Consider the following 26322-nt stretch of genomic DNA (forward strand, 5'->3'; position numbering starts at 1 on the left):
ATGGCCGCGAAGTGGATCGAAGCGCTCACCGGATCGCTCGAGCAGAAGAAGCGGTACAAGAACGCCAAGGCCCGCCAGGAGGCGCTGCCGGCGCCATACGACGAGGCCGCCGAGGCCGTGAACCGGTACCTCCTGCACACCAGCGGAGTCACCGACGGCGACGTGCTGGTGCAGATGTTCATCGGCATCGTCGACATGTTCGAGCAGGCGTCGGTCGACGGAACCCCCGTGAGCGCGATCCTCGGCGACGACCCGGTGGCATTCGCCGAGGACTACGTCCTCGCCTACAACGGCAGGAACTGGGTCGACAAGGAGCGCAAGCGCCTGGCCGAGACCATCGGCAGGATCACGAAGGCGGGCCGGCCATGACCGCGCCTGCCGTTTCCGTGCACGGCATCGAGAAGTCGTACGGCGGACTGCCGGTTCTGCGCGGTGTCGACTTCGAGGTCGAGCCGGGCAGCGTGTTCGCCCTGCTCGGCTCGAACGGAGCAGGCAAGACGACGCTGATCCGCATCCTGTCGACACTGCTCAAGCCGGATGCCGGCACGGCATCCGTCCGCGGGTTCGACGTCGCATCCCAGCCGCGGCGGGTGCGGGAGTCGATCAGTCTGACCGGCCAGTTCGCGGCCGTGGATGAGCTCCTCACCGGGCGCGAGAACCTCACGCTCGTGGCGAGGCTGCGCCATCTCCCCCACCCGGAGCAGGTGGCCGACGGCCTGCTGGCCCGCTTCCGCCTCACCGACGCCGGAGCACGCAGGACCGGCACGTACTCCGGCGGCATGCGGCGCAGGCTCGACATCGCGATGAGCCTGGTCGGCGACCCGCAGGTGATCTATCTCGACGAGCCCACCACGGGCCTCGATCCGGAGGCCCGCATCGAAGTGTGGGACGTCGTGAAGGACCTCGTGGCGAGCGGCACCACCGTGCTGCTGACCACGCAGTACCTCGACGAGGCCGAGCATCTCGCCGATCGGATCGCGATCCTGCACCAGGGCCGCCTCATCGCGAACGGCACGCTGGCCGAGCTGAAGCGGCTGCTTCCCGCGGCGACCGTCGAATACGTCGAGAAGCAGCCGACGCTCGAGGAGATCTTCCTCGCGCTGGTCGGGACCTCGGCATCCGAATCCGAATCCGGAGAGAGGAACGCGGCATGAGCACGCACGCTGTCACCGACACCGTCACACTGACCGGGCGCTCGCTGCGGCACATCTTCCGCAGCGCCGACACGATCATCACCACCGCGATCACGCCGATCGCACTGATGCTGCTCTTCGCGTTCGTCTTCGGCGGGGCGCTGCGCGAGAGCACCGGCGCCGAGAACTACGTGAACTACCTGCTGCCCGGCATCCTGCTGATCGCCATCGCGTCGGGCACCGCGTACACGGCGCTGCGCCTGTTCACCGACCTGCAGGGCGGTATCTTCGAGCGCTTCCACTCCATGCCCATCACCCGATCGAGCGTGCTGTGGGCGCACGTCCTGACATCGCTCGTCGCCAACGGCGTGACCGTGGCGATCATCTTCGGCGTCGGATTCGCGATGGGCTTCCGCACCGGGGCGGGCGTACTGACCTGGCTGGCGGTGCTCGGCATCCTGGGCCTGTTCACGTTGGCTCTCACATGGCTCGCGGTCATCGCCGGCCTCGCCGGCAAGAGCGTGGACGGCGCGACGGCGTTCTCGTACCCGCTGATCTTCCTCCCGTTCATCAGCTCCGCGTTCGTGCCCACCGAGACGATGCCGGGACCGGTTCGCTGGTTCGCCGAGAACCAGCCGGTCACCTCGATCGTGACCTCGATCCAGTCGCTGTTCTTCGGGCAGTCCGTGGGATCGTCGATCTGGATCGCGCTGGCGTGGTGCGCGGGCATCCTCATCGTCGCCTTTCTGTTCGCGATGCGCGTGTACCGCCGCCGCATAGGGTGATCGGGTCCCGATACGTCGGTAGGCTCTCGTTCTGCGACACGGAGACGAACGAGCACTCCGTCCTCGTTCTGCCCTGACGTCACCCCGGTCTGCGTCCAGCTCGGCCAAGGATCGCTGGTACGGACGCCGTCACCGGGCGCGTCCCCACCGATGAACATCCCCCGTCGAACATCGCCACGCGACGGCTCACACCGGAACGGCGAGCGGCTCCTCCACCGCGGGCTCGCCGAGCTTCACGACCACCACGCCGGCCATCACCAGCACGCCTCCGATGAGCTGGATCGGCGCCGGAAGCTGTCCCAGCAGCATCCATCCGAACAGCATCGCCGCGACCACCTCGGCGAGTGCGACGAAGGATGCCAGACGCGATCCGAGCATCCGGGTCGAGGCGATGCCGAGCACGTAGGCGAGCGCGGTCGCGAGGAGCCCGATCGCGAGGACGGGGACGAACCACGGCACCGTGCCGAAGCGGTAGGCGACGTCGTCGAAGGACCACGCCATCGGCAGGATGCCGAGCAGTCCGGCGATCGTCAGGCCGACCGCGCCCAGCAGGAGACCGGCTCCGGCGAGCGCGATCGGAGGCAGCCCGGTGTCCTCTCGCGCGGACAGTACGAAGTAGGTCGCAGCTCCCACCATGGCGCCCAGCGCCCAGAGGATGCCGCCGCCGTCCACCCGCGCTCCGGTGAGGATGTCGAGCATGAGCACCAGCCCCACGAAGGCGATGACCGCACCGAGGATGCTGCGCCCGGTGGGCTTCTCGCCGCGGCGCAGCCACAGCCACAGCACCACGGCCACGGGCGCGGTGTACTCGATGAGCAGCGCGATGCCGACATCCATCACCGCGACCGCCTGGAAGTAGAACAGCTGGGTGGCCGTGACCGCGAGCAGCCCGTAGGCGATGATCATCCCGGCGTTGCGGCGCAGCAGGGCCCAGCGCCCGCGCATCGTCAGGATCGTGGGCAGGAGCAGGATGAGCGCGGCCACCCAGACGCGCGCGGTGACGGCCGCGCCCGGAGTCCAGCCGGCGTCGATGAGCCCGCGCGCCCAGGCGCCGGACATGCCGAATGAGGCGGCCGCGCCCAGCGCGACGAGAAGGCCGACGCCCACGCCCGACACCCCGTGGGTGTCATTTGTCATGTGGCTCATGGATGATGACACTATTCCGGGTCGATGTAAGGTGTCAACATGATCTTCACCAGTGACACGGAAGAGGCGCTGCGCGCGGCCGTCTCGCTGGTCAACTCGGCGGAGGAACCCGACACCCTGGCGACCGCGGAGGATTTCGCAGCCTTCCTCGCCGAGTACCCGTACACCGGCCGAATCGACCGCGACGACGCCGAGCTGCACGCACTGCGCGACCTGCGCCCCCGCCTGCGCGCCATGCTCCTCGCGCCGCGCGACGAGATGGTCCGGGGCGTCAACGAGGCGCTGGCCGATGTCATCCTCACCCCGCGGCTCACCCGCCACGACGGCGCCGACTGGCACCTGCACGCTGTCGCCGACGATCATCCGCTGGCGGAGCGCATCCTCGTGGAGACCGCGATGGCGCTGATCGACGTCATCCGCGCCGACGAGGGCAGCCGCCTGGACATCTGTGCAGATGCGGACTGCCAGGCGATCGCCCTCGACCTGTCGCGCAACCGGTCGAGACGCTACTGCTCCACGACCTGCGCGAACCGCAACGCCGTCGCCGCGTACCGCGCACGGCGCGCTCGCGCGTGAGCACCCCGGCGGCATTCATCGCGACCTGAAGACCCGCCGAGCGGCTCGGTTCAGCCGACCGCGCCCTCGAACAGCCCGATGTGGTTGCCGTCGGGGTCGACGATCACCGCCCAGGAACTGCTGTCGGTGATCGGCTGCTTCTCCATCGCAACGGTCCCGCCCACCTGCTTCGCGACGGCGATCGCCTCATCGATCGAGTCGACCTCGACGTACGACCGCGGCTGGGTGAAGTCCTCACCGCGAGGCGCGAGACCACCACCGGAGATGCCGTTCGGCGCCCGCCACATCGGGTAGCCCTCGAAGCCGGGGGCCTCGGCGATCGCCCACCCGAACACGGTGCCGTAGAAAGTGCTCGCCCGCGCCATATCGCTCACCGGGATGTCGACGTGCGTGATGTCTCCGTGTGCCATGATCCTGTCCTCGCGTCGGCCGATCCGGCCATTCTGCGCCTCGCACACGCGGAGGACAAGAGGTCGCCGGTCAGTCCTGCCGGTAGCCGCTGTGATCGGGGTTGGGGGCGAGGGCCCACCCGTCGCCGTCGGCGACGACGAGGTTCTTCATGCCGCCGGCATCCGCGATCAGCCCGTAGTCCTGGCCGGCATCGGCGGCGTAGCAGAACAGCGTCACGAACGGCTCGTCGCCGACGTTCACGCTGCGGTGGATCCAGTGCCCCGGCACATTCACGGCCCTGCCCGCTGTCAGCTCGATCGCCGTGGACTGCCCGTCGACGGTCTCCAGCAGCATCACGCCGCGCCCGCTGAGGCAGTGGTACAGCTCGGCGCGGTCGGGGACGGCATGCAGGTGCCCGCGAGTCACCGCGAACTCGTCCCCGACACGACCGGGCAGCAACGTGCTCGTGCCGACGATGAGCGCGCCCGGACCCTCCTGATAGCGATGGTCGTCGACCCAGTAGATCAGCCGGTCCGCCCCGTGCTCGGCGACGGATGCCCGCCACGCATCCTCGTCGCGGTAGACGCCGGCCATATCGCCGAGGAACTTCTCATAGCGGCGGGATCGCCCCTCGATGCCTCCATCGGGAGAGATGGTCAGCGCGACGGGGGTGTCACGAGTGGGCGTGGCGCTCATGAGGGGACTCCTGATCACTTGTCATTACATTAGCTTGTAATTACAGGTATACTCCAGAGACCTCGAATCCGAAACTCGAGACCCGACGACAGGTACGAAAAGTGATCATCGCGCACGATCTCGGCACCACGGGCGACAAGGCATCGCTGCACCACGACGACGGCCGCCTGGTGGCATCCGTCACCGTCCCGTACCCGGCGCACTTCGCCGCCGGCGGCATCGCCGAGCAGGATCCCCACGACTGGTGGGATGCGGTCGTCACCGCCACCCGCGAGCTGCTGCAGCGCACGGCCATCGCGCCGTCCGACGTCGCGGGACTCGTCGTGAGCGGGCAGATGATGGGTGCCGTGCTGCTGGATGCCGACGGCGAACCGGTGCGTCCCGCCATCATCTGGGCGGACACCCGCTCGGTCGCCCAGCAGCGCGAGCTCGAGGCCGCCCTGGGCGCCGAGCACGCCTACGAGCTGCTCGGCCACCGCCTGAACCCCACGTATTCGGTGTCGAAGATCATGTGGGTCCGCGACAACGAGCCGGATGTCTGGGCGCGCGTGCGCCGCACCTGCGTCGCGAAGGACTTCATCGTGCTGCGCCTCACCGGGCGCCTGGCCACCGACCGCTCCGACGCGTCCGGGACCAATGCGTACGATCAGCTGAACGGCACGTGGTCCGACGAGGTGCTGGCTGCCGCCCGCCTGGATCCGACGCTGTTCCCCGAGATCCTCGAATCGACCGCGATCCCCGGGGCGCTCACCCCCTCCGCAGCGGAGACCCTCGGTCTCACGACGGCGGTGAAGGTCGTGATGGGCGGCGGCGACGGTCCGATGGCCGCCGTCGGCTCGGGCGTCGTCTCCCCGGAGGACGGTGCCTACGTCTGCCTCGGCACCAGCTCCTGGATCTCGTTCGCTGCGGATGCTCCGCTCCGCGACCCGGCCATGCGCACCTTCACCTTCGACAACGTCGTGCCCGGCTCTTTCGTCCCGACCGCGACGATGCAGGCCGGCGGAGCCTCCGTGCAGTGGATCTCTGAGGCGCTCTCCCCTGACCCCGCGCGACCCGAGACCGGCCGGCTGACGGCCGAGGCCGCACACGGGATCGACACCGAGGACCTCTACTTCCTGCCCTATCTGCTCGGCGAGCGCTCCCCCGTCTGGGACCCCGACGCACGCGGTGCCTTCGTCGGTCTCGGCCGTCACCATACCCGGGCGCACCTCGTTCGGGCGGTGCTCGAGGGCACGGCGTTCAACCTGCTGACCTGCATCCAGGCGTTCCGGGAGTCCGGAGCCGTCATCGACCGCATCGACGCGGTCGGCGGAGGCGCGCAGGGCGATGCATACCTGTCGGTGCTCGCCGACGTCTGGGGCATCCCGGTGCGCCGTCGCACGGTCGTCGAGGAGGCCAACAGCCTCGGCGCCGCGGTCACCGCGGCCGTCGGGCTCGGCCTGGCCGACTTCTCGGCGGCCCGCGCGTTGAGCGAGGTGACGGCCGAGTTCACTCCGGATGCCGATCGCCACGCCGTCTACGCCCGGCGGCACGCCCGCTTCACCGACGCCTACACGGCGCTGAAGCCCTGGTTCGCGGGAACCGGAGGGAACGACTGAGATGGCCGTCATCCTCGTCACCAGCCGTTCGTTCTCGGACGGCGCCCTCGACCTCGTCGATCGCGCCGCACTCGCGGGCCACCGCATCATGCGCGGCCCCGCCCACCACGATCTGACCGAGCTGCGGGCACTGCTGCACGGCGCGGACGCCTGGATCGCCGGGACCGGCCCCATCACCGAAGCGCATCTCGCCGCAGGCCCGAAGCTGAAGGTCATCGCACGCTACGGCGTCGGCTACGAGGCGGTCGACCTGGCCGCGGCGGCCGCCCGCGGCATCCCGGTGACCAACACGCCGGGCGCCAACGCGGATGCCGTCGCGGACCACGCCGTGGGCCTGATGCTCGCCGCCCTGCGCACCATCCCCGACGGGGACCGCCGCGTGCGCGACGGCGACTGGTCGGTGCGTCGCGGACGCGAGCTCGGAGCGGCGACCGTGGGCATCGTCGGGTTCGGCCGCATCGGCCAGGGCGTCGCGAAGCGCCTGAGCGGCTTCGGACCCCGCATCCTGGCATCCGACCCGTACGTGCCCGAGGACGCGGTGCGGACCGCCGGCGCCGAGCCGATCTCGCTGGACGACCTGTTCCGCACGGCGGATGTCATCACCCTGCACGCGCCCGGCGGGCAGCGGCTGGTGGATGCGACGCGCCTGAGTGGCATCCGTCGCGGCACCGTCCTCGTGAACACCGCACGCCCCGACCTCGTCGACGAATCCGCACTCGCGCTGGCACTCGGCGACGGCACCCTGGCGGCATACGCCGCCGACACGCTGGACGGCGACACCGCGGCGAGCGCGAGCCCGCTGCTGTCGGACGAGCTCGCCGACCGCGTGATCGTCACCCCGCACCTCGCGGCACAGACCACGCAGGCCGTCGACAACATGGGGCGCATGTCGCTCGACGACGTGATCGCCGTGCTGCGCGGCGACGCTCCCGCCCACCTCGTCACCCGCTAGGAGAACACCGTGACCGATATCGCCACGACCGCCGACTTGACCGCCGGCGATGCATCGCGCGAGAACCACATGGGCTTCGTCGGCGTCACCACCGGCTCCTCTTCGATCATGAAGGTGTTCCCGCTCTGGGCCGACATCCTCGGCCTGCCCACCCGCACCCTGGTGGGCCACGACCTGCCGCTGGACGCCGACCCTTCGGTCTACCGGGCGATGGTCGAGCAGATCCGCGATGACGAGCACCACCGCGGCGCTCTGGTCACCACGCACAAGATGAACGTGTTCGCGGCGGCTTCCGATCTGTTCGACGAACTCGACCCGTTCGCGGTGTCGTGCTCCGAGATCTCCAGCATCTCCAAGCGCGGCTCCCGCCTGATCGGCCAGGCCAAGGACCCCATCACGGTCGACCTCGCCCTGAACGACTTCCTCCCCGCCGACCACTTCGCGCGCACGGGCGCGGAGGTCGTCATCCTGGGCGCAGGCGGTTCGGGGACGGCACTCAGCTGGGCACTCGCCGAGCGCGCGGACGCCCCGGCCCGGATCACCGTCACCGCCCGTTCGCAGGACAAGCTCGATCACCTGCGTGAGGTGCACCGCCAGCACGGCACCGCCGAGGGCCTGATCCGCTACGTCGTCACCCCCGACCCTGCGGAGGCAGACGCGATCGTCGCCGCCGCCCCCGCCGGTTCGGTGATCGCCAACGCGACCGGGCTGGGCAAGGACCGTCCCGGCTCGCCCCTCACCGACGCCGTGGTGTTCCCCGAGCGCGCCTGGGCGTGGGAGTTCAACTACCGCGGCTCGCTGGAGTTCCTGCACCAGGCGCTCGCCCAGCAGCAGGATCGCTCGCTGCACGTCGTCGACGGGTGGCGGTACTTCATCCACGGCTGGTCGCAGGTCGTCGCCGACGTGTTCGAGGTGACGCTGACGCCGTCGATCGTCGAAGAGCTCGCGGCCGCCGCGGAGTCGGTGCGCTGATGCCCGTCGCCGGCGTCGTCCGCACCGTGCTCGGCGATGTCTCCCCGGCGTCGCTGGGCCGGGTGGACTATCACGAGCACCTGTTCCAGGTCTCGCGCCTTCTGCCCGGGGACGAGCTCGATGACGAATCCGCCTCGGGTGAGGAGGCGGCACTGCTGAAGGCCAGCGGCTTCGAGGCGATGGTGGATGCGACTCCATCCGGCCTCGGGCGGCGTCCGCAGGCACTGGCGCGCATCTCGGAGCTCGCCGGGCTCGCCGTGGTGGCGACGACCGGACGGCACCGCGAGGCGCACTACGCGACCGACCATCCGACCCGCTCCTGGGATGCTGCGCGCTTGGCGGCGCTGTTCATCTCCGATGTGACGGACGGGATGCCGGCCTCCGACGACACCCCCGACGGTCCCCGCGCGGCAGGTCCCGACGGTGAGCCGATCCGAGCCGGGATGCTGAAGGGCGGCACCGACTACTGGCGCATCAGTCCGTTCGAGCACGCGACCCTGTTCGCCCTCGCCGAGGCGCACCGCGCGACGGGAGCGCCGATCATGGTGCATCTGGAGTTCTGCACCGCCGCGCATGAGGTGCTGGATCTGCTGTCGGCCGAAGGCGTGGCATCCGACCGCGTCGTGCTCGCCCATGCCGACCGGGATCCGGACGCGGGCTTGCATCTCTCCCTGACCGAACGCGGCGCCCACCTCGGCTACGACGGCTTCGCCCGCCCGCGCACGCGTTCGGATGCCGAGCTGCTCGCGCTCACGGCATCCGTCGTCGAAGGAGGCGGAGCAGATCGCATCCTGCTCGGCGGCGACGTCGCGCGCCGGACCCGCTACCTCGCCTACGGCGGCATGCCCGGTCTCGCCTATCTCGGCGAGCGGTATGTGCCGCGGTTGCGCGCGCTGATCGGCGACGAGGCGGTCGACCGGATGCTGATCGAGAATCCCGCCCGACTGCTGACGCTGCGCCCCTGAGCGGACGCGGCGCGCCCGCTCAGGTCGAACACCGATCGGCCACCGGGACTGCCGTCGTACCGAGTCCCACCTCGCCCCGCCCGGACGCGTCACGCATCTGCCCGCACATGCGAAGAGGTCCCCCCGCCCGAAGGCGAGGGGACCTCTTCATCTCGTCAGATCAGACGATCAGTCCATCACTGGTACAGGACAGCGGCGATCTTCGGGTCTTCGAGGTTCGTGGTGTCGTACCAGTACGAACCCGTGTCGTAGAACTCGTCGACGGACTTGCCGTTGGCCAGGTCGTAGGCGGCCTGCACGACGGTCTTTCCGATGCCGATCGGGTCCTGGGTGATCGCGCCGGCGAGGACGCCGCTCTTGATCGCGTCGATCTGGGCGGCACCCGAGTCGAAGCCGATCGCGGTGATGTCCTCGCTGGACTTGCCGAGCTCGCTCAGCGCGTTCGCCACGCCGATCGCGGACCCCTCGTTGGTGGCGTAGATGCCCTTGAGGTCGGGGTGTGCGTTCAGCATCGACTTGGTGATGTCGGCCGACTTCAGGTGGTCGCCGTCACCGTACTGGATGTCGACGATGTTGATGTCGGGGAAGTCCGCCTCGATCTTCTCGACGAAGCCGTCGCGACGCTCGACACCGGTCGAGTTGATCTGCGAGTGGCCGACGATGGCGACGTCGCCCTTGCCACCGATCAGCTCAGCCATGTGCTCGGCCGCCAGCGCACCGGCGACCTTGCTGTCGGTCGCGGCGAGGGTCTTGCCGACCTCGCTGTTGCACGGTGCATCGAAGTAGGCGACGGGGATGCCGGCGGCCTCCGCAGCATCCATGCCCGGGATGCAGGCCTCGGGGTCCAGGGCCGCGTAGGCGATGGCGTCGGGCTTGCGGTCGATGGAGGACTGCAGCATCTGAAGCTGCTTCTCGATCTCGGTCTCGGAGCCGGGGCCCTCGAAGTTGATCTTCACTCCGAGCTCCTTGCCCTTCTCCTCGGCGCCCGTCTTGACGGCCTGCCAGAACTGGTGCTGGAAGCCCTTCGACACCAGGTCGATGGAGAGCTGCTTGTCTGCGGCCTTGTCGCCACCGGCAGCGGGGGTGTCGCCCTTGCCCGTGGCACAGCCTGCCAGCGCGAGAACTGTCAGGGCAGCCAGTGCTGCGACGGCGATCTTCTTTCCGTACTTCATGTGAAACTCCATCGTTCGTGGTAGGGATTCGGGTCTGCTGTGTTCAGTTGGAGATCCGGGATCTTCGAGCGGATGCCGAGCATCGGCGCTAGCTCTTGCCGCGGTTGCGCAGCGCGTCGAAGAACACCGCGATCAGGATGACGACACCGGTGAGGATGTACTGCCACTCGGTCTGGATCGACATGCTTCGCAGGCCGTTGATCAGCACGCTCATGATGAACGCGCCGATCACCGTGCCGACGATCGAGCCGCGGCCGCCCATCAGGGACGTGCCACCGATGATCACGGCCGCGATGGCCTGCAGCTCGTAGCCGGCGCCGGCGGTGGGCTGTGCGGAGCCGAGACGCGCGGTGAGCAGCACCCCGGCGATGCCGATGAAGACACCGGCGAACACGTAGACGCAGATGGTCCAGCGCCGGGTGTTGACGCCGGAGAGGCGCGTGGCCTCCTCGTTCGACCCGATCGCGAAGGTGTAGCGGCCGAGGATCGTCTTGTTCAGCACCAGGTACGAGAACACGGCGAGGACGATGAAGATCAGCACGCCGGAGGGCAGGCTTCCGAAGTACCCGTCGGATGCCGCGAGCACCGGGTCGAACTGCACGATGCCGACGACCTGCTTGCGGATCTCCGGATCGAACGTGATCGGCTTGACCTGCGAGATCACGAGGGCCAGACCCTGCGCGATCATCATCATCGCCAGCGTCGCGATGAACGGCGGCAGGCGCAGGAAGGTGATGTTCAGGCCGTTGATCAGTCCGATCAGTGCGCCGGTCGCCAGCGCCGCCAGTACGCCGACCCAGACGGGCAGACCCCATCCCGTGACGGCGGTGCCCATCATCACGGAGCACAGGGTCATGCCGAAGCCGAGGGAGAGATCGATGCCGGCGGTCACGATCACGAATGTCGTGCCCAGCGCCAGCACGCCCACCAGCACCGTGGACATCAGGATGTTCTCGATGTTGGACGCCGATGTGAAGTTCGAGCCGAAGATCGCGAAGAACACGAACAGCACGACGAGCGTGCCCAGTGCGAGAGACTGCTGGACCGAGTTGCGCAGGGCGGCACCGAGACGCCCCTTCTGGGTGTCTTCGTTCACCGCCGCCTGCACGACGGTCGTCGTCGAACCGCTCATCAGTTGTCCTCTCCGTGTGCTGCGAGGTGCATGATCTTCTCCTGTGTGGCTTGGTCGTTGGTGAGCTCGCCGGTGATCTCCCCGTTCGCGAACACGGCGATCCGGTTCGCGATGCGGAGCAGTTCGGGCAGCTCGGACGAGATGACGATGATGGATTTGCCCGATTCGGCCAGCTGCTGCATGAGGCGGTAGATCTCCTCTTTGGCGCCGACGTCGATACCGCGGGTCGGCTCGTCGAAGATGAGGATGTCGCAGTCGCGCATCAGCCAGCGAGCGATGACGACCTTCTGCTGATTGCCGCCGGACAGCAGCTTGACCACCTGGTTGACCGAAGGCGTCTTGATGCGCAGCTGCCGCACATAGTCCTTGGTCTTGTCCTTCGCGGTGCGGTCGCCCATCCAACCGATCGAGCTGGCGTACGAGCCGAGGGAGGCGAGCACGGTGTTGAAGGTGACGTCCTGCTCGAGCATCAGCCCCAGCAGCTTGCGGTCCTCGGACAGGTAGCCGATGCCGTGCTTCACGGCATCCTCCGGCTGCCGGATGCGCTGCTGTCGTCCGTTGACGAGGACGGCGCCGGCATCGCTCGGGTCGGCGCCGATCACGGCGCGCGCGGTCTCGGTGCGTCCGGCGCCCATCAGACCCGCGAAACCGAGAATCTCTCCCTTGTGCAACTGGAACGAGATGTCCTTGAGCAGTGCCTTCGTCGACAGCCCCTGCACGTCGAGCACGACCGGCTGATCGCTGAACTCGCGAGGCTCGGGGCGCGCCCCTTCATCGATCGCGCGTCCCACCATCATCTCGATGACGGTCGGGATGCTGATCTCGTCCTTCTCCAGAGATCCGATGTACTGCCCGTCTCGGAGTACCGTGACACGGTCGGCGAGACGCCTGAGCTCGTCCATGCGATGAGAGATGTAGACGATGCCGGTTCCAGCGGCCTTCAGCTGATCGATGAGCCCGAAGAGCGTCTCGACCTCCGTGTCGGTGAGCGCGGAGGTGGGCTCGTCCATGATGAGCACCTTCGCGTCGAACGAGAGCGCTTTGGCGATCTCGACCATCTGCTGCTCGGCGACGGTCAGCTCACCGACCTTCTGCCGCGGGTCCAGCTGGATGTCGAGGCGCGCCAGCAGCTCGCCGGCCTGCCGATTCAGCGCGCGCTCCGAGACGAACGGGCCGCGCATCGGCTCCCTGCCGATGTACATGTTCTGCGCGACCGTGAGGTCGGGCATCATGTTCAGCTCCTGGTGGATGATCGTGATCCCCAGTTGCTGGGCCTGCAGCGGGCCGGTCAGCTCGATCGGCTCGCCATCGAAGAGGATCTGTCCCTCGTCGCGGGTGTAGATGCCGGAGAGGATCTTCATCAGCGTGGACTTGCCGGCGCCGTTCTCACCGACGAGGACGAGGACCTCGCCCGCTCGAACCTCGAGGTTCACATCCTGCAGCGCCTGCACGCCGGGAAACCCCTTGCAGATTCCCTCGACCTTGAGGATCGGATCGCTCATACCCACCTACTCCCTCGGAGGTCGGATTCCGTGGAATCCATTTCAAACGTCGGATCAATTGTGCGCGAACACCGCGAGGTAGCGCAAGTTGTATCTAAATGTATCTACCGTCGGTCCCGATTGCCAGACCTGTAATAACATCTTGATCACAACAGGTGCGCGACGGCCGTGCGCCGAAAGGAGAGCCATGCTCATCGGCGCACATGCTCTGGTCTTCAGCGGCAGATTCGACGGTGCGGGACTCCGCCGGTCCATCGAGGGGACGAAGAAGGCCGGGTTCGACCTGATCGAGATCCCCCTGATGGACGTCGACGGATTCGACTCGGCTCTCGCCGCGCGGATCCTGCGGGACAATGACCTGGCCGTCACGGCCTCCCTCGGCCTGACGCCCGACACCGACCTCAGCAGCGACGATCCCGCGGTCGTCGCGGCGGGCGAGGGGATGCTGGAGACCTGCCTCGACCACGTCGCCGCGATGGGCGGCGATGTGCTGTGCGGCGTGATCTACTCCGCGATGCGCAAGTACATGGCGCCCGCCACCGAGCGCGGCACCGCGAACAGCCAGGCGGCGATCGCCCGTCTCGCGGAGAAGGCCGCACAGCGCGGCATCCGCCTCTCGCTCGAGGTGGTCAATCGCTACGAGTCCAACGTGTTCAACACCGGACGCGGCGCGCTGGGATTCCTGGCCGGTGTGGGTCGCGATGACGTGTCGGTGCACCTGGACACCTACCACATGAACATCGAGGAATCGGACCTCTTCCAGCCCGTGCACGATGTGGCAGGCGCCGGCAAGCTCGGCTACGTGCACATCGGCGAGAGCCACCGCGGATACCTCGGTACGGGCAGCGTGGACTTCGGCTCGTTCTTCCGCGCCCTGCACGATGTCTCCTACGACGGCCCCGTGGTGTTCGAGTCCTTCTCCTCGGCCGTGGTCAGCGCCGAGCTCAGCAACACGCTCGGCATCTGGCGCAACCTGTGGCAGGACTCCGACGATCTGGCCGCGCACGCCAATCGCTTCATCCGCGACGGACTGCACGCCGTGCGGACGATCGATCTGCATTAGATCCCCCCGCCCCTCGGCAGCGCTCCACCCCAGGCGGGGTGTCATGCGGAGGGATGCCCGACGACGCCCTTGCGCAGCAGGGCGTTGCCGTATTTGCGGGTCTCGCCGGTGCGCACCATGAGGTAGGAGCCCTTCGCGATCTCGTAGTAGGCGAACCGCTCGAGGAAGCGGGTGGTCTCTACGCCGGTTCCGGCCGCGGCCATCAGCTCGCGCTGCACGTCCAGCACGGTGGCATCCGCCGACTCCATCAGATCCAGGCCCGGCGAATCGTCCAGGGGCAGCACCGAGCGGATCGCGGCGACGACCTCGGGCGTGGTCGTGCCGGGCAGATCGATCACGTTCCTGCCCAGCGCCCAGGCGGGGAAGTGCGCGTCGGCGACCACGGCCGAGTCGGAGTGACCCATCCGATCCAGGTGCAGCAGCAGCTCGCCGGTGAGCAGTGGGTTGATCCCCTCAAGCATCCGTCAGTCCTTCCTCGGCCAGGTTCCGCCACAGGTCGGCGGGGATCTGCAGCGCGGCGTACTCCGCGTTCTGCCGCAGCTGTGCGGGGCGGCTGCCGCCGACGACCACGGAACGGACCACGGGCGACTGCAGCGGGAACTGGATGGCCGCCGCAGGCAGCGGCACGCCGTGGTCCTCGCAGACCGCGGCGATGCGCACCAGGCGATCCCAGAGGGACTCCGGCAGCCGGCCGTACTCGTAGCGGCCGTCGCGTGTCGGCGTTGTCTGCGCGAGCAGCCCGGAGTTGAAGACGGATGCCGCCACGACACCGGTGCCGCGCTCCGCGCACGCCGGCAGCACATCGGCCGCCGCGGGCTGCTCAAGCAGCGTGTAGCGGCCGGCGACCATGATGAGGTCAAGGTCCGCCTCGCGCACCGACCGGGTCAGCGCCTCCGACACCATCGAGCCGACGCCGATCGCTCCGACCGCGCCCGCGTCGCGCACGGACGCCATCGCCGGGAGGGCCTCGGCGATGGCGAGGTCGAGGTCGTGGCGCTCCGGGTCGTGCAGGTAGAGCAGGTCGATCCGCTCGAGTCCGAGACGCTCCTGCGAGTCGGCGATGCTCGCACGGATCCCGGCCTCGGTGAAATCCCACTCACGGCGCAGATCGTCCGGAACGAAGAAGTCGTTGTCGGTGTCGAGTCCGCCGCTCCGGTGGTCGGGGTTCTGGCGCAGCAGGCGTCCGGCCTTGGTCGAGAGGACGAACTCGTCCCGCGGCTTGGTCTGCAGGAAAGCCCCGAGGCGCCGCTCCGACAGCCCGAGACCGTAATGCGGGGCGGTGTCGAAGTAGCGGATGCCGGAGTCCCACGCCGCCTCGAGCACGGCCCAGGCCTCGTCGTCGCTCAGCTCGCGGAACAGGTTGCCGACATTGGCCGCGCCGTAGCCGAGAGTCGGAAGCGCGAGCGGCGTGCGGTCAGCCGGTGACATGCTGTCCTGTCCAGGTGTACTTCGCGATGCTCTCGGCCTTCATCTCCATGCTGGTGCCGGGTGCGGTCGGGGGCATGTACGACCCGCCTCGGATATGGGTGGGGACGACGAAGTGCTCGTGCAGGTGGTCGACGTACTCGATGAGGCGGCCCTCGCGAGTGGCGCTGACGGCGACGAAGTCGAACATGGACAGATGCTGCACCGCCTCGCACAGTCCGACGCCGCCCGCGTGCGGGCACACCGGCACGCCGAACTTCGCGGCCAGGAGCAGGTTGGCGATGTTCTCGTTGACGCCGGCGACGCGCACGGCGTCGATCTGCATGACCTCGATGGCCTGCGCCTGCAGCAGCTGCTTGAAGATCATCCGGTTCTGCGCGTGCTCGCCGGTGGCCACGCGGATCGGCGCGATGCCACGGGCGATCTCGGCGTGGCCGAGCACGTCGTCGGGGCTGGTGGGCTCCTCGACCCACGCGGGGTGGAACTCGGCGAGGGCGTTCACCCATTCGATGGCCTCGGACACCTCCCAGCGCTGATTGGCATCGATCGCGATGGGGAAGTCCGGTCCGCAGACCTCTCGCGCCTTGCGGAAGCGGCGGATGTCGTCCTGCAGGTCGGCGCCGACCTTCAGCTTGATCTGGGTGAAGCCGTCGGCCAGCGCCTCGCGCGCCAGACGCTCGAGCTTCTCATCGGAGTAGCCCAGCCAGCCGGGGCTGGTGGTGTAGCCCGCGTAGCCGGTGGCGAGCAGCTGCTGCTCGCGCTCCTCCCTGCCGGGGACGGCTGCGCGGAGGATCTCGAGCGCCTCCGCGCGGGTGAGGGCGTTGGTGAGGTAGCGGAAGTCGACGAGGTCGACGATCTCCTCCGGCGTCATGCGGCCCAGCAGCTGCCATAGGGGCAGGCCGGCGCGTTTGGCCTTGATGTCCCACAGCGCGTTGATCACCGCGCCGATGGCCATGTGCATGACGCCCTTCTCCGGGCCGAGCCAGCGCAGCTGGGAGTCGCCGATGATGCCGCGGAAGGTGCCGCCCATGTCATCCAGCAGCGGCTCGATCTCCCGGCCCACGAGGTGACCGGCCAGCGCGTCGATCGCGGCGACCTGGACGTCGTTGCCGCGTCCGATCGTGAAGACGAAGGAGTGTCCGTCGACGCCATCCCCCGCATCGGTGCGCACGATCACGTACGCGGCCGAGTAGTCGGGGTCGGGGTTCATCGCATCCGAGCCGTCCAGGCTCAGGGATGTGGGAAAGCGGATGTCGCTGGTGTCCAGCGCGACGATGCGGCTCACGGTGCTCCTTCGGGTGCGGCGGCAAATCCGCCACAGACAGTTGGAAGTGTAAACATCGGATGTCTATACTGTCAACGGCGGGCTTCTTCCCTGTGTCCGCCCCGAAGTCGACAAGGAGAACCATGAAGTTCGCGCGCCTGGGTGAGATCGGAGCAGAGATTCCGGTGGCCATCGACGAAGACCGCACATTCGATCTGCGTCCGCTGACATCCGATGTGGACGGCGCGTTCCTCGCCGGCGATCCCGTCGGACGCACGCGGGCCGCGCTGGATGCGGGCGAGCTGTCCGAGCTCGTCGGCGCCGACCAGCTGCGCATCGGAGCCCCCATCGCCCGCCCGAGCGCCGTGATCTGCATCGGCATGAACTACGCCGCGCACGCCGCGGAATCCGGCTCCGAGCCGCCGACCATCCCGATCCTGTTCCTCAAGACCCCGAACACCGTGGTCGGCCCGAACGACACGGTCACCATCCCGCGCGGCAGCGAGAAGACCGACTGGGAGGTCGAACTCGGTGTCGTCATCGGCACGCGCACCGCGTACCTGGATTCGCCGGAGCAGGCGGATGCGCACATCGCCGGCTACGTGCTCGCCAATGACGTCTCGGAGCGCACCTTCCAGCTCGAGATCTCGGGCGGTCAGTGGTCCAAGGGCAAGATCGCCGCGGGCTTCAACCCCACCGGCCCGTGGCTGGTGCCGGCATCCGAGGTCGATTCCACGAACCTGAACCTGCGCAGCTTCGTCAACGGCGAGCCCCGCCAGGACTCGAACACCGGCGACCTCATCTTCGACGTGCGCACGATCGTGCACCACCTCTCCCAGTACGTCACCCTCGAGCCGGGCGACCTGATCCTCACCGGCACCCCGCAGGGCGTGGCGCTGTCGGGCAGGTTCCCGTATCTGAAGCCCGGCGATGTGGTCGAGGTGGAGATCGACGGACTCGGACGTCAGCGCCAGGAGTTCGTGGCCTGGGAGGCCGCCGAGTGAGCGGGCAGGCTCGGGGGCGCACCGTCGAGGGCCTCGTCGCGATCGTCACCGGCGGAGCATCCGGGATCGGCGCCGCGATCGCACGCCGGTTGCACGACGAGGGTGCGCAGGTCGCGGTGCTCGACCGGGACATCTCGGGAGCGGATGCCGATTTCGCGGCGTTCACGGCCGACGTCTCCGACCGGGTGTCGGTGGATGCCGCTGTCGCGGCGGTCGCCGAGCGGTTCGGCCGCATCGACATCGTCATCAACAACGCCGGTATCGGCGCGCAGGGCGACGTCGCCGCGAATGACGACGACGAGTGGGCACGTGTGCTCTCCATCAACGTCACCGGCATCGCGCGCGTGACCGCCGCGGCCCTGCCATGGCTGCGCAGGTCGCCGTCGGCGGCCGTCTGCAACACGTCATCGATCGCCTCCACCACCGGCCTGCCGCAGCGCGCGCTGTACTCGGCGTCCAAGGGCGCCGTCTCGGCGCTGACCCGGGCGATGGCCGCGGATCACCTGCGCGAAGGCATCCGCGTCAACGCCGTGAACCCCGGTACCGCCGACACGCCGTGGGTGGGGCGCCTGCTCGACGCGGCGGCCAATCCGGCCGCGGAGCGGGCTGCACTGCAGGCGCGTCAGCCGCACGGCCGCCTGGTCTCGCCGGACGAGGTCGCCGGCGCCGTGTTATACCTGGTGTCGCCTGCGTCGGGCTCGACCACCGGCACGTTCATCGAGGTCGACGGCGGCATGGCCGCGCTGCGCCTGCGCGCCGAGTAGGCTCGCCGACCCGCGCGTCGTCCAGGTCGCGACGGATGCCGCTCATCCCCGTATCCTCGCGTTCACGTCGCAACGGATGCCGCGCAGTCGGGGTTCCAACGGCATCCATTGCGATCTGGGCACTGCTGTCCACCTGTGGATAACGCCCGCAGGAGTGGCACCGATCGTGCCATCGTGATGCGGTGCCCGCTCCGCGCCCGCTTCCCCGTAGCCTCAGCCGCGCCTTCAGCGTGCCTGAGGCGGTGGACGTCGGAGTCGGCAGAGGCCGTCTGCGGCGGGCCGACCTGGAGGCGCCGTTCCACGGCGTACGCGTTCGTCCCACGGGATTCGATCTCGACGGACTGGATCCGTACACCCGCCAGGTCACCGAACGTCGCATCCAGGCCTGGAACTACGCGCCCCGCCTGCGGCCGGACCAGTTCCTGAGCCACGAATCGGCTGTCGCCATCTGGGGAGGTCCACTCCCGCTCGTGTTCCCGGAACCGGTCCCGATTCGGCGCGAGGGCTCGGATGCCGCATCGCGAGCGCGCGAGCCGATGAACGGCTACCTCCTGGACGTGCACGTCAGCACCGTCGGCGCGGGTCCACTGGTGCGCGCGAAAGGCGTGCGCGGTCACCGAGCCGATCCCGAGAGCGTGCGTCGGCGAACAGTGCGGGGGTACTCCGTCGCAAGTCCCGCGATGGCCTGGGCGCAGCTCGGCCGCATGAGCCTGCTCGATCTGGTCGCCCTGGGCGACTACTTCTGCCGCGTGTGGCGGGAGGGGTACGGCCGCCCGCAGGCGGGAAAGAGACCTCTGGCGACGATCGACGAGCTCCGCGCAGCCCTGAGTGTCAATCGATGGAACGGCATCCGTCGGCTCCGCGAGGCAGTCGAGCTCGTCCGCGAGGACTCCTGGTCACCGCGCGAGTCGCAGGTGCGCTGTCACCTCGTTCTCGCCGGCCTGCCCGAGCCCACTCTCAACCACGATGCCTATGACCGTCATGGCGTCTTTCTCGGGTGCGTCGACATCGCCTACCCCGAACACAGGATCGCGATCGAGTACCACGGGGTCCTGCACAGCGACCGGTATGCGCGCGACGTCGAGCGCATCGCCGCACTGCGCGCCGCGGGCTGGACGGTCATCGAGGTCACCAGCGAGCTGTTCGCCCATCCGGAGGTGCTCATCGCGCGCGTGCGCGCCGCACTTCGCGGATGAGTCCGGGCATCCACGTCCCAACGGATGCCGCTTCAGCATCCCCCGCCCCGCCCAGGTCGCAACGGATGCCGCAGCGGCGCCGTTCCAACGGCATCCGTTGCGACCTGGCCGACTGGTGCGGATGACAGGCCGCGGGCGGGCGGATTGCGGACGCGGCGCGAGCACCCGAACGCCCTGGGCGGAGTCACCGGATGCCGTAGAACGCGAGCGCGTTCGACCAGAACAGCGCCTCGGTGTCCAGACCCCGCGCGGCAGCCCAGTCGGCGACCGTGCGGAACCAGCGCTGACGAGCGCCGATCGCATAGGCGCCGTCGCCCAGGCGACCGGCGTCGACCGACGACACCGGCCAGTCGCTTCCCCACATCACGCGTTCGGGTCCGAAGGCGTCCAGCGCGCCGTCCAGGAACGGCGCAACCTGGGCATCCGTCCACACCCCGCCGGTCTCGGCCGGCAACCCCGACAGCTTGCAGTACACCTGAGGGCTCGACGCCAGCTCGCGCAGGTCGCCGAGCCACTCCGGGCTCGGCTCGGCCGGCGCATCCGCGGTGCCGAGCGTCGGCTTGCCGAGGTGGTCCAGCACGATGGGCAGCTCGGGGACGGATGCGGCGAGCGCGGTCACATCGGGAATCTGGTGCGCCCGCACGCAGGCGTCGAACGTCCAGCCGCGCCGCGCCACCATCCGCGCCCCGCGCTGGAACGCCTCCGTGCGGGCGAACCCGTCCGGTTCGCTCTGCAGCAGGTGCCGCACTCCGACGACGCGCTCGTGCTCGGCGAGCGCCGCGAGGTGCGCGTCCGTCTCGGCGCCGCGGTCCAGACGGGCTCCGGCGACGATCGCCACCACCCCCGCAGCCAGCGCGATGGAGTCGACCCAGCGCACCTCGTCGACCTGCTCCGCGTCGGCCGAGCCCGCCTGCACGAAGATCGCAGCCTCCTCCTCGACACCGTCGAGCTGCTCCTCGGCGATCTCCTCCTCCGCGAATCTCCAGGCGAGCGGGCCCTCCAGCCAGTCGTAGGTGAGGACGTCCGGATCCCACAGGTGCAGATGAGAGTCGAGAACACGCATGCCCCCATCGTCACATACGGCCGAACAGACATCGGATCAATATGGGAGGATGTCGCCATGGCTGTCACGGACGAGGCAATCGAGAAGATCAAGGCGATGATCGTCACCGGCGAGCTCGGCCCCGGCGACCGACTGCCCCCCGAGAAGGAGCTGAGCGAGCGACTCGGCCTGTCGCGCAACTCGATGCGCGAGGCCGTCAAGGCGCTCGAGGTCATCCGCGTCCTCGACGTGCGCCGCGGCGACGGCACCTATGTCACCAGCCTCGAGCCGCACCTGCTGCTGGAGGCCATCAGCTTCGTCGTCGACATGCATGACGACGACTCCCTCCTGGAACTGTTCGCCGTCCGACGGATGCTGGAGGCGCAGGCCACCGGCCTCGCCGCCGGCAACGCGACTGCGGACCAGGCGCAGGTGCTGCTCGAGGAGATCGGCTCGGTCGATCAGGACACCGTGAGCATCGACGACCTGGTCGCGCACGACATCCGCTTCCACCGCGAGGTGGTGCGCCTGGCCGGCAACGAGTATCTGTCGAGCCTGATCGACGGACTCGGCAGCCAGACGATCCGCGCACGCGTGTGGCGCGGACTGACCGAACAGGGCGCCGTCGAGCGCACGCTCTCCGAGCACCGGGGCATCGCCGAGGCTGTCGCCCAGCATGACCCCGCACTGGCCACGGCACTCGCCACGGCGCATGTCGCGGGCATCGAGCGGTGGCTCCGCCAGGCGACCTCCGCCTGACGCGGGCGCGAGCCGGGCGCGAGGCGGGCGCGAGCCGGGCGCGACGCGGGCGCGAGCGGGGCGCGAGGTCCGCGCGCACCGCACGGCGACCAGAGCGGACTACGCCCCGAGCCGCACCATGGCGGCGTCGAACTCCGCGGACGACGAGTCGCTCACGGAGTCGAAGAGCAGCGCGTCGAGAACATCGGGGGCCGCCGTGAAGTAGGGCACTCCCGCTGAGCGCAGTTCGACGATGTCGTCCGGGGACCGCAGACTCGCCGCCAGCACGTCCGTGTCGCTGTCCGCGCACACGGCCTGCATGCGCCCGATGACGCCGAAGCCGTCGAGTCCGGCATCTCGCATCCGTCCCAGGTACGGCGCGATGTACCGCACGCCGATGCTCGCGCACGCGAGCGCCTGCGCGACCGTGTAGACCGCGGTGACGAGGACCGTCGCGCCGTCCCGGACCAGAGCGGACGCGGCGGCGAAGCCCTCCGCGGTCGCGGGGACCTTCACGGCGACCCGGTCGCCGAGCGAGAGGATGCCGGAGGCGTTGCGCAGGTACGCGTCGCGGTCTCCGCCCCAGGTCTGGAAGAAGACCTCGTCGGCCCCTTCCGCGGTCCAGCGCTCGTACAGTGCGGGGATCTCGGATGCGGTGCGCCCGCCGCGCTCGAGGATGGTGGGGTTGGTCGTCACGCCGTGCACGACGCCGGCGGCGAGCAGCCTGCCGACCCGGTCGAGGTCAGCACTGTCCACATACAGCCGCGGCGCGGTCATCCGGTCTCCTCTGCGCGGGCTCAGCACCCCTTCACGGGCACACCGGTCCCGACCTGTCGTTACAAGCGGCGATGCGGCTAATGTAATGACAGGGTCCGCCGAAGTCAAAGACGACGACGCCCAGAAGCCGATCGGGAGAGTATGACCAGCGACCAGACCAGCCGCACCGGCGTCGTCATCGTCGGCAGTGTGACTGCCGACGTGACCACCTTCTCGCAGCGTCTGCCTGCCCGCGGGGAGACCATCCTCGGTGACCAGTTCACCTTGCTGCTGGGCGGCAAGGGCGCCAACCAGGCCGTATCGGCCGGCCTCGCCGGGGCCCGCACCAGCTTCGTCGGCTGCGTGGGCGACGACCTCTTCCACGACCTGATCGTCGACGGGCTCTCGGCCGCGGGCGTCGACCTCACCCACCTGCGCACGGTCCCCGGGCCCACCGGCATCGCGCACATCCGCGTCGACGCGTCGGCCCAGAACGACATCGTCATGGTCCCCCTCGCGAACGCGGAGCTCAGCCCCGAGCAGATCGACGCCGCACTCGAGGCACTGGCTCCGACGACCTCCGTCCTGCTCACGCAGCTCGAGACCCCCGCATCCCTTACCCTGCACATCACCTCCCGCGCCCGCGAGCACGGCATGACGGTCGTGCTCGATCCGGCTCCGGCAGCGCCCCTGGACGCCGAGGTCTGGCGCAACATCGACATCGTCACTCCCAACGAGACCGAGGCATCGCTGCTCAGCGGCATCGAGGTGACGGATGCGGCATCCGCTGAGCGCGCGGGACGGTGGTTCCTCGCGCAGGGGGTCGGGTCGGCCGTGATCACCATGGCCGAGAAGGGCTCCTGCGTCGTGACCGCCGATGGCACCGCGTTCATCGACCCCATCCCCGTCACCCCGGTCGACACGACCGCCGCCGGTGATGCCTACGCCGGCTATCTGGGTGCCGCACTCGCCGAGGGGTCGACTCTGGCGGAGGCGACCCGCCTGGCCAGTGCGGCCGGGGCGATCGCCGTGACCAGGCAGGGCGCCTCGCCCAGCCTGCCGCGCCGCGATGAGGTCGACGCCCTGCTGGCACGGAACCCCCGCTGACACCGACCGACCACGAGGACCGAGCTGGAGGAGCAGAATGCGCAAGACGTCCACCACCATCAATCCTGCGCTGTCCCGTGTGATCAGCGAGACCGGGCATACCGACCTCATCGTCGTGACGGATGCGGGCCTGCCGATCCCCGTGGGTGCTGAGCGGATCGACCTGGCCTATCGTCCCGGCGCCCCGGCGTTCCTCGACGTGCTCGACACGGTACTGGCCGAGCTGGTCGTGGAGGGCGCGACGGTGTCCGCAGAGGTCGCCGAAGCGAGCCCGCACGTGCTCGAGGCGCTGCGCGAGCGGCTGCCGGGCATCGAGATCGAGCTCGTGCCGCACGTGGAGTTCAAGAAGCAGACCCACGGGGCCCGCGCCTTCGTGCGCTCAGGGGAGTTCACGCCGTACGCCAACGTGATCCTGCATGCGGGAGTCGCATACTGATGAGCGCGACCACCGGAATAGATCGGCGTTCCGCCGCACCCATGTACGACCAGCTGCGCCGGCTGATCGTCGAGCACATCGAGAACGACGGACTGCAGCCCGGTGACCCGCTGCCCGGCGAGCACCGCCTGTGCGAGCAGTACGGGGTCTCGCGCACGGTGGTGCGCCAGGCTCTCGCGCAGCTGGAGCACGAGGGGCTCGTCGAGCGGGTGAAGGGCAAGGGCACCTTCGTCGCTCGGCCGCGCACGCCGGAATCGCTCGTGCACACCCTGATCGGGCTTTTCGACGAGGTCGAGCGACGCGGCGGTCACGTGCGCAGCGACATCCTCCGGCATGAGCTGATCGGGGCGGATGCCGAGGTCGCGGCCGCACTCGAGATCCCGGAGGGCGCACCGGTCGTCATCCTCACCCGCCTGCGCCACGTCGACGATGACGCCTGGTCGCTGTCGACGACGTGGATGCCGGAGGAGGTCGGCGTCGTGACACTCGGCGTGGACCTTCGCGACGCCTCGCTCTACGCCCTGCTCGCCGGTCACGGCATCACGGCCACCCACGGCGTGCGCTCCGCCGAGGCCACCGTCGCCACCCACGAGCAGGCCGGCCTGCTCGGCGTGAGCGCGGGCTCGGCTCTGCTGCGCCTGCGCAGCGTGAGCCGCGACGCGGCCGGGCGTCCGATCGAGTTCTTCGTCGCCTACCACCGCGGCGATCGCTCCCGCTTCGAGTTCCAGCTGGGGCCGAACAGCGCGCAGGGCGCTCTGGTCCGCATCCCCTGACCTCGCTCGCGGCAGGTGCCGTCCGGCTACGCTCGGACCATGAGCGAATGGGTCAATTCCGCCATCCGCGTGCTCGAGGCGGACGCCAACCGCTCGGCCGACACGCACCTGCATCTGTTCCCGCTGCCGGCGGACTGGGGAATCGACCTGTACCTGAAGGACGAGTCGGTGCATCCGACCGGCTCCCTCAAGCACCGCCTTGCGCGTTCGCTGATCCTCTACGGCCTCGTGAACGGTCTGATCCGCGAGGGCACCACACTCGTGGAGTCCTCCAGCGGCTCGACCGCCGTGTCCGAGGCCTACTTCGCGCGGATGCTCGGCCTGCCGTTCGTGACGGTCGTGCCCCGGTCGACGAGCCAGGAGAAGATCGAGCTCATCGAGTTCTACGGCGGCAGCTGCCACTTCGTCGAGCTGGCCTCGGAGATCTCGACCGAGGCGCGCCGCCTGGCGGCGGAGTGCGGCGGTCACTACCTGGACCAGTTCACGTTCGCCGAGCGGGCCACCGACTGGCGCGGCAACAACAACATCGCCGAGAGCGTGTTCGGTCAGCTGGCCCAGGAGCGGCATCCGATCCCCCGCTGGATCGTCGTCGGCGCCGGGACCGGCGGCACCAGCGCCACGTTCGGCCGCTACGTGCGATACCGACGCCACGCGACCGAGATCGCCGTCGTCGACCCGGAGGGCTCGGCCTTCTACGCGGCCTGGAAGGGCGACGCGGATGCCGTCGGCTCTCCGTCCCGCATCGAGGGGATCGGGCGCCCCGGCATGGAGGCGTCCTTTCTGCCCAGCGTGATCGACGAGATGATCCAGGTGCCCGATGCGGCGTCGGTCGCCGCCATCCGGCTGCTGCGCGAGCGCACCCTGCACTGGGCGGGCGGTTCCACCGGCACGAACCTCTACGGCGCCTTCCAGCTGATCGCGCGGATGCGGGATGCCGGTGAGACCGGCAGTGTGGTCACCCTCATCTGCGACAGCGGCGTCCGCTACGCCCAGACGTACTATTCCGACGAGTGGGTCGCCGCTCAGGGCTGGGACCTCGCCGCACACCGGGACCGAATGCTGCGCTTCCTCGACTCCGGGCGCTGGGTCTGACACGAGCAGCCGTCCATAACTCCGGAGATTCGGTCCGAGTTCCGGGCTGCGCACGCCGGTCGGTGCTCGGCCGCCAGAGTTCTCCGGAGTTATGAACGCGCGCGCAACCGCACCGGTACGCTGATGTCATGACCACGCTCATCCTCACGGTCGCGGGAGCGGATCGACCCGGACTCGTCGCCGCCGTCGCCGACCTCGTCGACGCGCACGGCGGCAACTGGGAGAACAGTCGGCTCGCCGAGCTGGCGGGCACCTTCGCCGGGGTGATTCAGATCACCGTCGCCGATGAGCGGGTCGGCGAGCTGCAGAGCGCCCTGCACACCCTGGACGGGATGCTCGCGGTCACCGTCCACACAGGGTCCGTGCGCGCCGATGCCGAGGCAGAGCGCCACATCTCCGTCGCGGTGCTCGGTGACGACCGGCATGGCATCGTCCGCGAGATCTCCGGCGTGCTCAGCAGTCATGCTCTCAGCATCCAGAGCATGACGACCGAGACGCGCGACGCCGCGATGGCCGGTGGGCGGCTGTTCGAATCCGCGGTGACGGCGACCGTCCCGGCATCCGTCGATCTCGATGCTCTGCGCGACGACATCGAACGCCTCACGAACGACCTCCAGGTCGACATCAGCATCCTCTGACGGGA

29 protein-coding genes are annotated in these 26322 nt (G+C 69.2%); 18 read left to right on the forward strand and 11 right to left on the reverse strand.

All coding sequences use genetic code 11. From position 1 onward, the window contains the following. The 3 genes from ACFQY2_RS00915 to ACFQY2_RS00925 are packed head-to-tail and all read left to right on the forward strand — an operon-like array spanning position 1 to position 1918. Complete coding sequence (locus tag ACFQY2_RS00915; RefSeq protein ID WP_378743717.1) at positions 1–369, forward strand: DUF1048 domain-containing protein; 369 nt, start codon at positions 1–3, stop codon at positions 367–369. Beyond that, positions 366–1154 carry an ABC transporter ATP-binding protein gene (locus tag ACFQY2_RS00920; protein ID WP_378743718.1) on the forward strand — a complete coding sequence of 263 codons (789 nt, stop codon included), beginning with the start codon at positions 366–368 and terminating at the stop codon, positions 1152–1154. The genes ACFQY2_RS00915 and ACFQY2_RS00920 overlap by 4 nt, the downstream gene beginning before the upstream one ends. Then, the gene (locus tag ACFQY2_RS00925; protein WP_378743719.1) at positions 1151–1918 is read left to right on the forward strand and encodes an ABC transporter permease; all 768 of its coding nucleotides are present in this window, start codon (positions 1151–1153) and stop codon (positions 1916–1918) included. The genes ACFQY2_RS00920 and ACFQY2_RS00925 overlap by 4 nt, the downstream gene beginning before the upstream one ends. 186 nt (positions 1919–2104) lie before the next feature. Here the strand turns inward: ACFQY2_RS00925 and ACFQY2_RS00930 are convergent, their stop codons facing one another. Beyond that, complete coding sequence (locus tag ACFQY2_RS00930) at positions 2105–3055, reverse strand: DMT family transporter (RefSeq protein ID WP_378743720.1); 951 nt, start codon at positions 3053–3055, stop codon at positions 2105–2107. 48 nt (positions 3056–3103) lie between these two features. Between ACFQY2_RS00930 and ACFQY2_RS00935 the strand changes: the two genes are divergently transcribed. After that, positions 3104–3640 carry a CGNR zinc finger domain-containing protein gene (locus ACFQY2_RS00935; RefSeq protein WP_378743721.1) on the forward strand — a complete coding sequence of 179 codons (537 nt, stop codon included), beginning with the start codon at positions 3104–3106 and terminating at the stop codon, positions 3638–3640. 50 nt (positions 3641–3690) lie between these two features. On the opposite strand, the gene ACFQY2_RS00940 is transcribed toward ACFQY2_RS00935, so the two are convergent. Both ACFQY2_RS00940 and ACFQY2_RS00945 read right to left on the reverse strand, forming a co-directional pair. Continuing rightward, the gene (locus ACFQY2_RS00940; protein ID WP_378743722.1) at positions 3691–4050 is read right to left on the reverse strand and encodes a VOC family protein; all 360 of its coding nucleotides are present in this window, start codon (positions 4048–4050) and stop codon (positions 3691–3693) included. A gap of 70 nt (positions 4051–4120) precedes the next feature. After that, positions 4121–4726 carry a glucose-6-phosphate isomerase family protein gene (locus ACFQY2_RS00945; protein WP_378743723.1) on the reverse strand — a complete coding sequence of 202 codons (606 nt, stop codon included), beginning with the start codon at positions 4724–4726 and terminating at the stop codon, positions 4121–4123. A 101-nt stretch (positions 4727–4827) separates the two neighbouring features. Here ACFQY2_RS00945 and xylB point away from each other — a divergent pair, with 101 nt between their 5' ends. Genes xylB through ACFQY2_RS00965 form a run of 4 tightly spaced genes read left to right on the forward strand, consistent with a single transcriptional unit; the run spans position 4828 to position 9213 of the window. After that, on the forward strand, positions 4828–6324 hold the full coding sequence (xylB, locus tag ACFQY2_RS00950; RefSeq protein ID WP_378743724.1) for a xylulokinase: 1497 nt from the start codon (positions 4828–4830) through the stop codon (positions 6322–6324). A gap of 1 nt (position 6325) precedes the next feature. Continuing rightward, positions 6326–7276: an NAD(P)-dependent oxidoreductase gene (locus ACFQY2_RS00955; RefSeq protein WP_378743725.1), complete on the forward strand. Its 951-nt coding sequence runs from the start codon at positions 6326–6328 to the stop codon at positions 7274–7276. Positions 7277–7285: 9 nt separating this feature from the next. After that, a complete protein-coding gene (locus ACFQY2_RS00960; protein ID WP_378743726.1) occupies positions 7286–8248 on the forward strand; it encodes a shikimate dehydrogenase in 963 nt (320 codons plus the stop codon). After that, a complete protein-coding gene (locus ACFQY2_RS00965) occupies positions 8248–9213 on the forward strand; it encodes a phosphotriesterase (protein WP_378743728.1) in 966 nt (321 codons plus the stop codon). The genes ACFQY2_RS00960 and ACFQY2_RS00965 overlap by 1 nt, the downstream gene beginning before the upstream one ends. A gap of 176 nt (positions 9214–9389) precedes the next feature. Here ACFQY2_RS00965 and ACFQY2_RS00970 read toward each other — a convergent pair whose 3' ends face one another. The 3 genes from ACFQY2_RS00970 to ACFQY2_RS00980 form a co-directional block, all read right to left on the reverse strand. Then, positions 9390–10385, reverse strand: a complete 996-nt coding sequence (locus ACFQY2_RS00970) for an ABC transporter substrate-binding protein (RefSeq protein WP_378743729.1) — start codon at positions 10383–10385, stop codon at positions 9390–9392. A gap of 88 nt (positions 10386–10473) precedes the next feature. After that, on the reverse strand, positions 10474–11517 hold the full coding sequence (locus ACFQY2_RS00975) for an ABC transporter permease (protein ID WP_378743730.1): 1044 nt from the start codon (positions 11515–11517) through the stop codon (positions 10474–10476). Further along, complete coding sequence (locus ACFQY2_RS00980; RefSeq protein ID WP_378743731.1) at positions 11517–13019, reverse strand: sugar ABC transporter ATP-binding protein; 1503 nt, start codon at positions 13017–13019, stop codon at positions 11517–11519. Before ACFQY2_RS00980 ends, ACFQY2_RS00975 begins: the two co-directional genes overlap by 1 nt. 187 nt (positions 13020–13206) lie before the next feature. On the opposite strand from ACFQY2_RS00980, the gene ACFQY2_RS00985 reads away from it, so the two are divergent. Beyond that, a complete protein-coding gene (locus ACFQY2_RS00985; RefSeq protein ID WP_378743732.1) occupies positions 13207–14082 on the forward strand; it encodes a sugar phosphate isomerase/epimerase family protein in 876 nt (291 codons plus the stop codon). Between the two features lie 41 nt (positions 14083–14123). On the opposite strand, the gene ACFQY2_RS00990 is transcribed toward ACFQY2_RS00985, so the two are convergent. From ACFQY2_RS00990 to ACFQY2_RS01000, 3 genes are read right to left on the reverse strand one after another with little or no spacing between them, the layout of a single operon-like run. After that, the gene (locus ACFQY2_RS00990) at positions 14124–14543 is read right to left on the reverse strand and encodes an RbsD/FucU family protein (protein WP_378743733.1); all 420 of its coding nucleotides are present in this window, start codon (positions 14541–14543) and stop codon (positions 14124–14126) included. Beyond that, complete coding sequence (locus tag ACFQY2_RS00995; protein WP_378743734.1) at positions 14536–15510, reverse strand: aldo/keto reductase; 975 nt, start codon at positions 15508–15510, stop codon at positions 14536–14538. The genes ACFQY2_RS00990 and ACFQY2_RS00995 overlap by 8 nt, the downstream gene beginning before the upstream one ends. Then, positions 15497–16792, reverse strand: a complete 1296-nt coding sequence (locus ACFQY2_RS01000; protein WP_378743735.1) for an L-fuconate dehydratase — start codon at positions 16790–16792, stop codon at positions 15497–15499. The genes ACFQY2_RS00995 and ACFQY2_RS01000 overlap by 14 nt, the downstream gene beginning before the upstream one ends. Positions 16793–16914: 122 nt before the next feature. Between ACFQY2_RS01000 and ACFQY2_RS01005 the strand changes: the two genes are divergently transcribed. The 3 genes from ACFQY2_RS01005 (at position 16915) to ACFQY2_RS01015 (ending at position 19735) form a co-directional block, all read left to right on the forward strand. Continuing rightward, on the forward strand, positions 16915–17775 hold the full coding sequence (locus ACFQY2_RS01005; RefSeq protein WP_378743736.1) for a fumarylacetoacetate hydrolase family protein: 861 nt from the start codon (positions 16915–16917) through the stop codon (positions 17773–17775). Further along, complete coding sequence (locus tag ACFQY2_RS01010) at positions 17772–18539, forward strand: SDR family NAD(P)-dependent oxidoreductase (RefSeq protein WP_378743737.1); 768 nt, start codon at positions 17772–17774, stop codon at positions 18537–18539. Before ACFQY2_RS01005 ends, ACFQY2_RS01010 begins: the two co-directional genes overlap by 4 nt. A 182-nt stretch (positions 18540–18721) precedes the next feature. After that, positions 18722–19735 (forward strand): DUF559 domain-containing protein, encoded by a 1014-nt coding sequence (locus ACFQY2_RS01015; RefSeq protein ID WP_378743738.1) that lies wholly within the window; start codon positions 18722–18724, stop codon positions 19733–19735. Between the two features lie 184 nt (positions 19736–19919). On the opposite strand, the gene ACFQY2_RS01020 is transcribed toward ACFQY2_RS01015, so the two are convergent. Beyond that, on the reverse strand, positions 19920–20798 hold the full coding sequence (locus ACFQY2_RS01020; protein ID WP_378743739.1) for an amidohydrolase family protein: 879 nt from the start codon (positions 20796–20798) through the stop codon (positions 19920–19922). Between the two features lie 57 nt (positions 20799–20855). Here ACFQY2_RS01020 and ACFQY2_RS01025 point away from each other — a divergent pair, with 57 nt between their 5' ends. Then, positions 20856–21536: a FadR/GntR family transcriptional regulator gene (locus tag ACFQY2_RS01025; RefSeq protein ID WP_378743740.1), complete on the forward strand. Its 681-nt coding sequence runs from the start codon at positions 20856–20858 to the stop codon at positions 21534–21536. A gap of 99 nt (positions 21537–21635) precedes the next feature. Here ACFQY2_RS01025 and ACFQY2_RS01030 read toward each other — a convergent pair whose 3' ends face one another. Next, on the reverse strand, positions 21636–22292 hold the full coding sequence (locus ACFQY2_RS01030; RefSeq protein ID WP_378743741.1) for a transaldolase family protein: 657 nt from the start codon (positions 22290–22292) through the stop codon (positions 21636–21638). Positions 22293–22433: 141 nt separating this feature from the next. On the opposite strand from ACFQY2_RS01030, the gene ACFQY2_RS01035 reads away from it, so the two are divergent. The 5 genes from ACFQY2_RS01035 to ACFQY2_RS01055 all read left to right on the forward strand — a co-directional run bounded on the left by ACFQY2_RS01035 (position 22434) and on the right by ACFQY2_RS01055 (position 26317). Further along, positions 22434–23378, forward strand: a complete 945-nt coding sequence (locus ACFQY2_RS01035) for a ribokinase (RefSeq protein ID WP_378743742.1) — start codon at positions 22434–22436, stop codon at positions 23376–23378. Between the two features lie 37 nt (positions 23379–23415). Further along, a complete protein-coding gene (gene rbsD / locus ACFQY2_RS01040) occupies positions 23416–23814 on the forward strand; it encodes a D-ribose pyranase (protein WP_378743744.1) in 399 nt (132 codons plus the stop codon). After that, positions 23814–24587, forward strand: coding sequence for a GntR family transcriptional regulator (locus ACFQY2_RS01045; RefSeq protein ID WP_378743745.1), 774 nt, complete (start codon positions 23814–23816; stop codon positions 24585–24587). Before rbsD ends, ACFQY2_RS01045 begins: the two co-directional genes overlap by 1 nt. A 39-nt stretch (positions 24588–24626) precedes the next feature. Next, complete coding sequence (locus ACFQY2_RS01050; RefSeq protein WP_378743746.1) at positions 24627–25679, forward strand: PLP-dependent cysteine synthase family protein; 1053 nt, start codon at positions 24627–24629, stop codon at positions 25677–25679. A gap of 128 nt (positions 25680–25807) precedes the next feature. After that, positions 25808–26317, forward strand: coding sequence for a glycine cleavage system protein R (locus ACFQY2_RS01055; protein ID WP_378743747.1), 510 nt, complete (start codon positions 25808–25810; stop codon positions 26315–26317). The last annotated feature ends 5 nt before the right edge of the window (positions 26318–26322 follow it).

It is taken from the genome of Microbacterium sp. GCM10027623, from assembly GCF_042666935.1.
GTDB lineage: Bacteria > Actinomycetota > Actinomycetes > Actinomycetales > Microbacteriaceae > Microbacterium.

What these genes read in the sequence shown, in the direction of transcription:
- ACFQY2_RS00915 (WP_378743717.1), top strand. Translation starts at nt 1, where the DNA reads ATGGCCGCGAAGTGGATCGAAGCGCTCACCGGATCGCTCGAGCAGAAG.
- ACFQY2_RS00920 (WP_378743718.1), top strand. Translation starts at nt 366, where the DNA reads ATGACCGCGCCTGCCGTTTCCGTGCACGGCATCGAGAAGTCGTACGGC.
- ACFQY2_RS00925 (WP_378743719.1), top strand. Translation starts at nt 1,151, where the DNA reads ATGAGCACGCACGCTGTCACCGACACCGTCACACTGACCGGGCGCTCG.
- ACFQY2_RS00930 (WP_378743720.1), bottom strand. Translation starts at nt 3,055, where the DNA reads ATGACAAATGACACCCACGGGGTGTCGGGCGTGGGCGTCGGCCTTCTC.
- ACFQY2_RS00935 (WP_378743721.1), top strand. Translation starts at nt 3,104, where the DNA reads ATGATCTTCACCAGTGACACGGAAGAGGCGCTGCGCGCGGCCGTCTCG.
- ACFQY2_RS00940 (WP_378743722.1), bottom strand. Translation starts at nt 4,050, where the DNA reads ATGGCACACGGAGACATCACGCACGTCGACATCCCGGTGAGCGATATG.
- ACFQY2_RS00945 (WP_378743723.1), bottom strand. Translation starts at nt 4,726, where the DNA reads ATGAGCGCCACGCCCACTCGTGACACCCCCGTCGCGCTGACCATCTCT.
- ACFQY2_RS00955 (WP_378743725.1), top strand. Translation starts at nt 6,326, where the DNA reads ATGGCCGTCATCCTCGTCACCAGCCGTTCGTTCTCGGACGGCGCCCTC.
- ACFQY2_RS00965 (WP_378743728.1), top strand. Translation starts at nt 8,248, where the DNA reads ATGCCCGTCGCCGGCGTCGTCCGCACCGTGCTCGGCGATGTCTCCCCG.
- ACFQY2_RS00970 (WP_378743729.1), bottom strand. Translation starts at nt 10,385, where the DNA reads ATGAAGTACGGAAAGAAGATCGCCGTCGCAGCACTGGCTGCCCTGACA.
- ACFQY2_RS00975 (WP_378743730.1), bottom strand. Translation starts at nt 11,517, where the DNA reads ATGAGCGGTTCGACGACGACCGTCGTGCAGGCGGCGGTGAACGAAGAC.
- ACFQY2_RS00980 (WP_378743731.1), bottom strand. Translation starts at nt 13,019, where the DNA reads ATGAGCGATCCGATCCTCAAGGTCGAGGGAATCTGCAAGGGGTTTCCC.
- ACFQY2_RS00985 (WP_378743732.1), top strand. Translation starts at nt 13,207, where the DNA reads ATGCTCATCGGCGCACATGCTCTGGTCTTCAGCGGCAGATTCGACGGT.
- ACFQY2_RS00990 (WP_378743733.1), bottom strand. Translation starts at nt 14,543, where the DNA reads ATGCTTGAGGGGATCAACCCACTGCTCACCGGCGAGCTGCTGCTGCAC.
- ACFQY2_RS00995 (WP_378743734.1), bottom strand. Translation starts at nt 15,510, where the DNA reads ATGTCACCGGCTGACCGCACGCCGCTCGCGCTTCCGACTCTCGGCTAC.
- ACFQY2_RS01005 (WP_378743736.1), top strand. Translation starts at nt 16,915, where the DNA reads ATGAAGTTCGCGCGCCTGGGTGAGATCGGAGCAGAGATTCCGGTGGCC.
- ACFQY2_RS01020 (WP_378743739.1), bottom strand. Translation starts at nt 20,798, where the DNA reads ATGCGTGTTCTCGACTCTCATCTGCACCTGTGGGATCCGGACGTCCTC.
- ACFQY2_RS01025 (WP_378743740.1), top strand. Translation starts at nt 20,856, where the DNA reads ATGGCTGTCACGGACGAGGCAATCGAGAAGATCAAGGCGATGATCGTC.
- ACFQY2_RS01030 (WP_378743741.1), bottom strand. Translation starts at nt 22,292, where the DNA reads ATGACCGCGCCGCGGCTGTATGTGGACAGTGCTGACCTCGACCGGGTC.
- ACFQY2_RS01035 (WP_378743742.1), top strand. Translation starts at nt 22,434, where the DNA reads ATGACCAGCGACCAGACCAGCCGCACCGGCGTCGTCATCGTCGGCAGT.
- rbsD (WP_378743744.1), top strand. Translation starts at nt 23,416, where the DNA reads ATGCGCAAGACGTCCACCACCATCAATCCTGCGCTGTCCCGTGTGATC.
- ACFQY2_RS01045 (WP_378743745.1), top strand. Translation starts at nt 23,814, where the DNA reads ATGAGCGCGACCACCGGAATAGATCGGCGTTCCGCCGCACCCATGTAC.
- ACFQY2_RS01050 (WP_378743746.1), top strand. Translation starts at nt 24,627, where the DNA reads ATGAGCGAATGGGTCAATTCCGCCATCCGCGTGCTCGAGGCGGACGCC.
- ACFQY2_RS01055 (WP_378743747.1), top strand. Translation starts at nt 25,808, where the DNA reads ATGACCACGCTCATCCTCACGGTCGCGGGAGCGGATCGACCCGGACTC.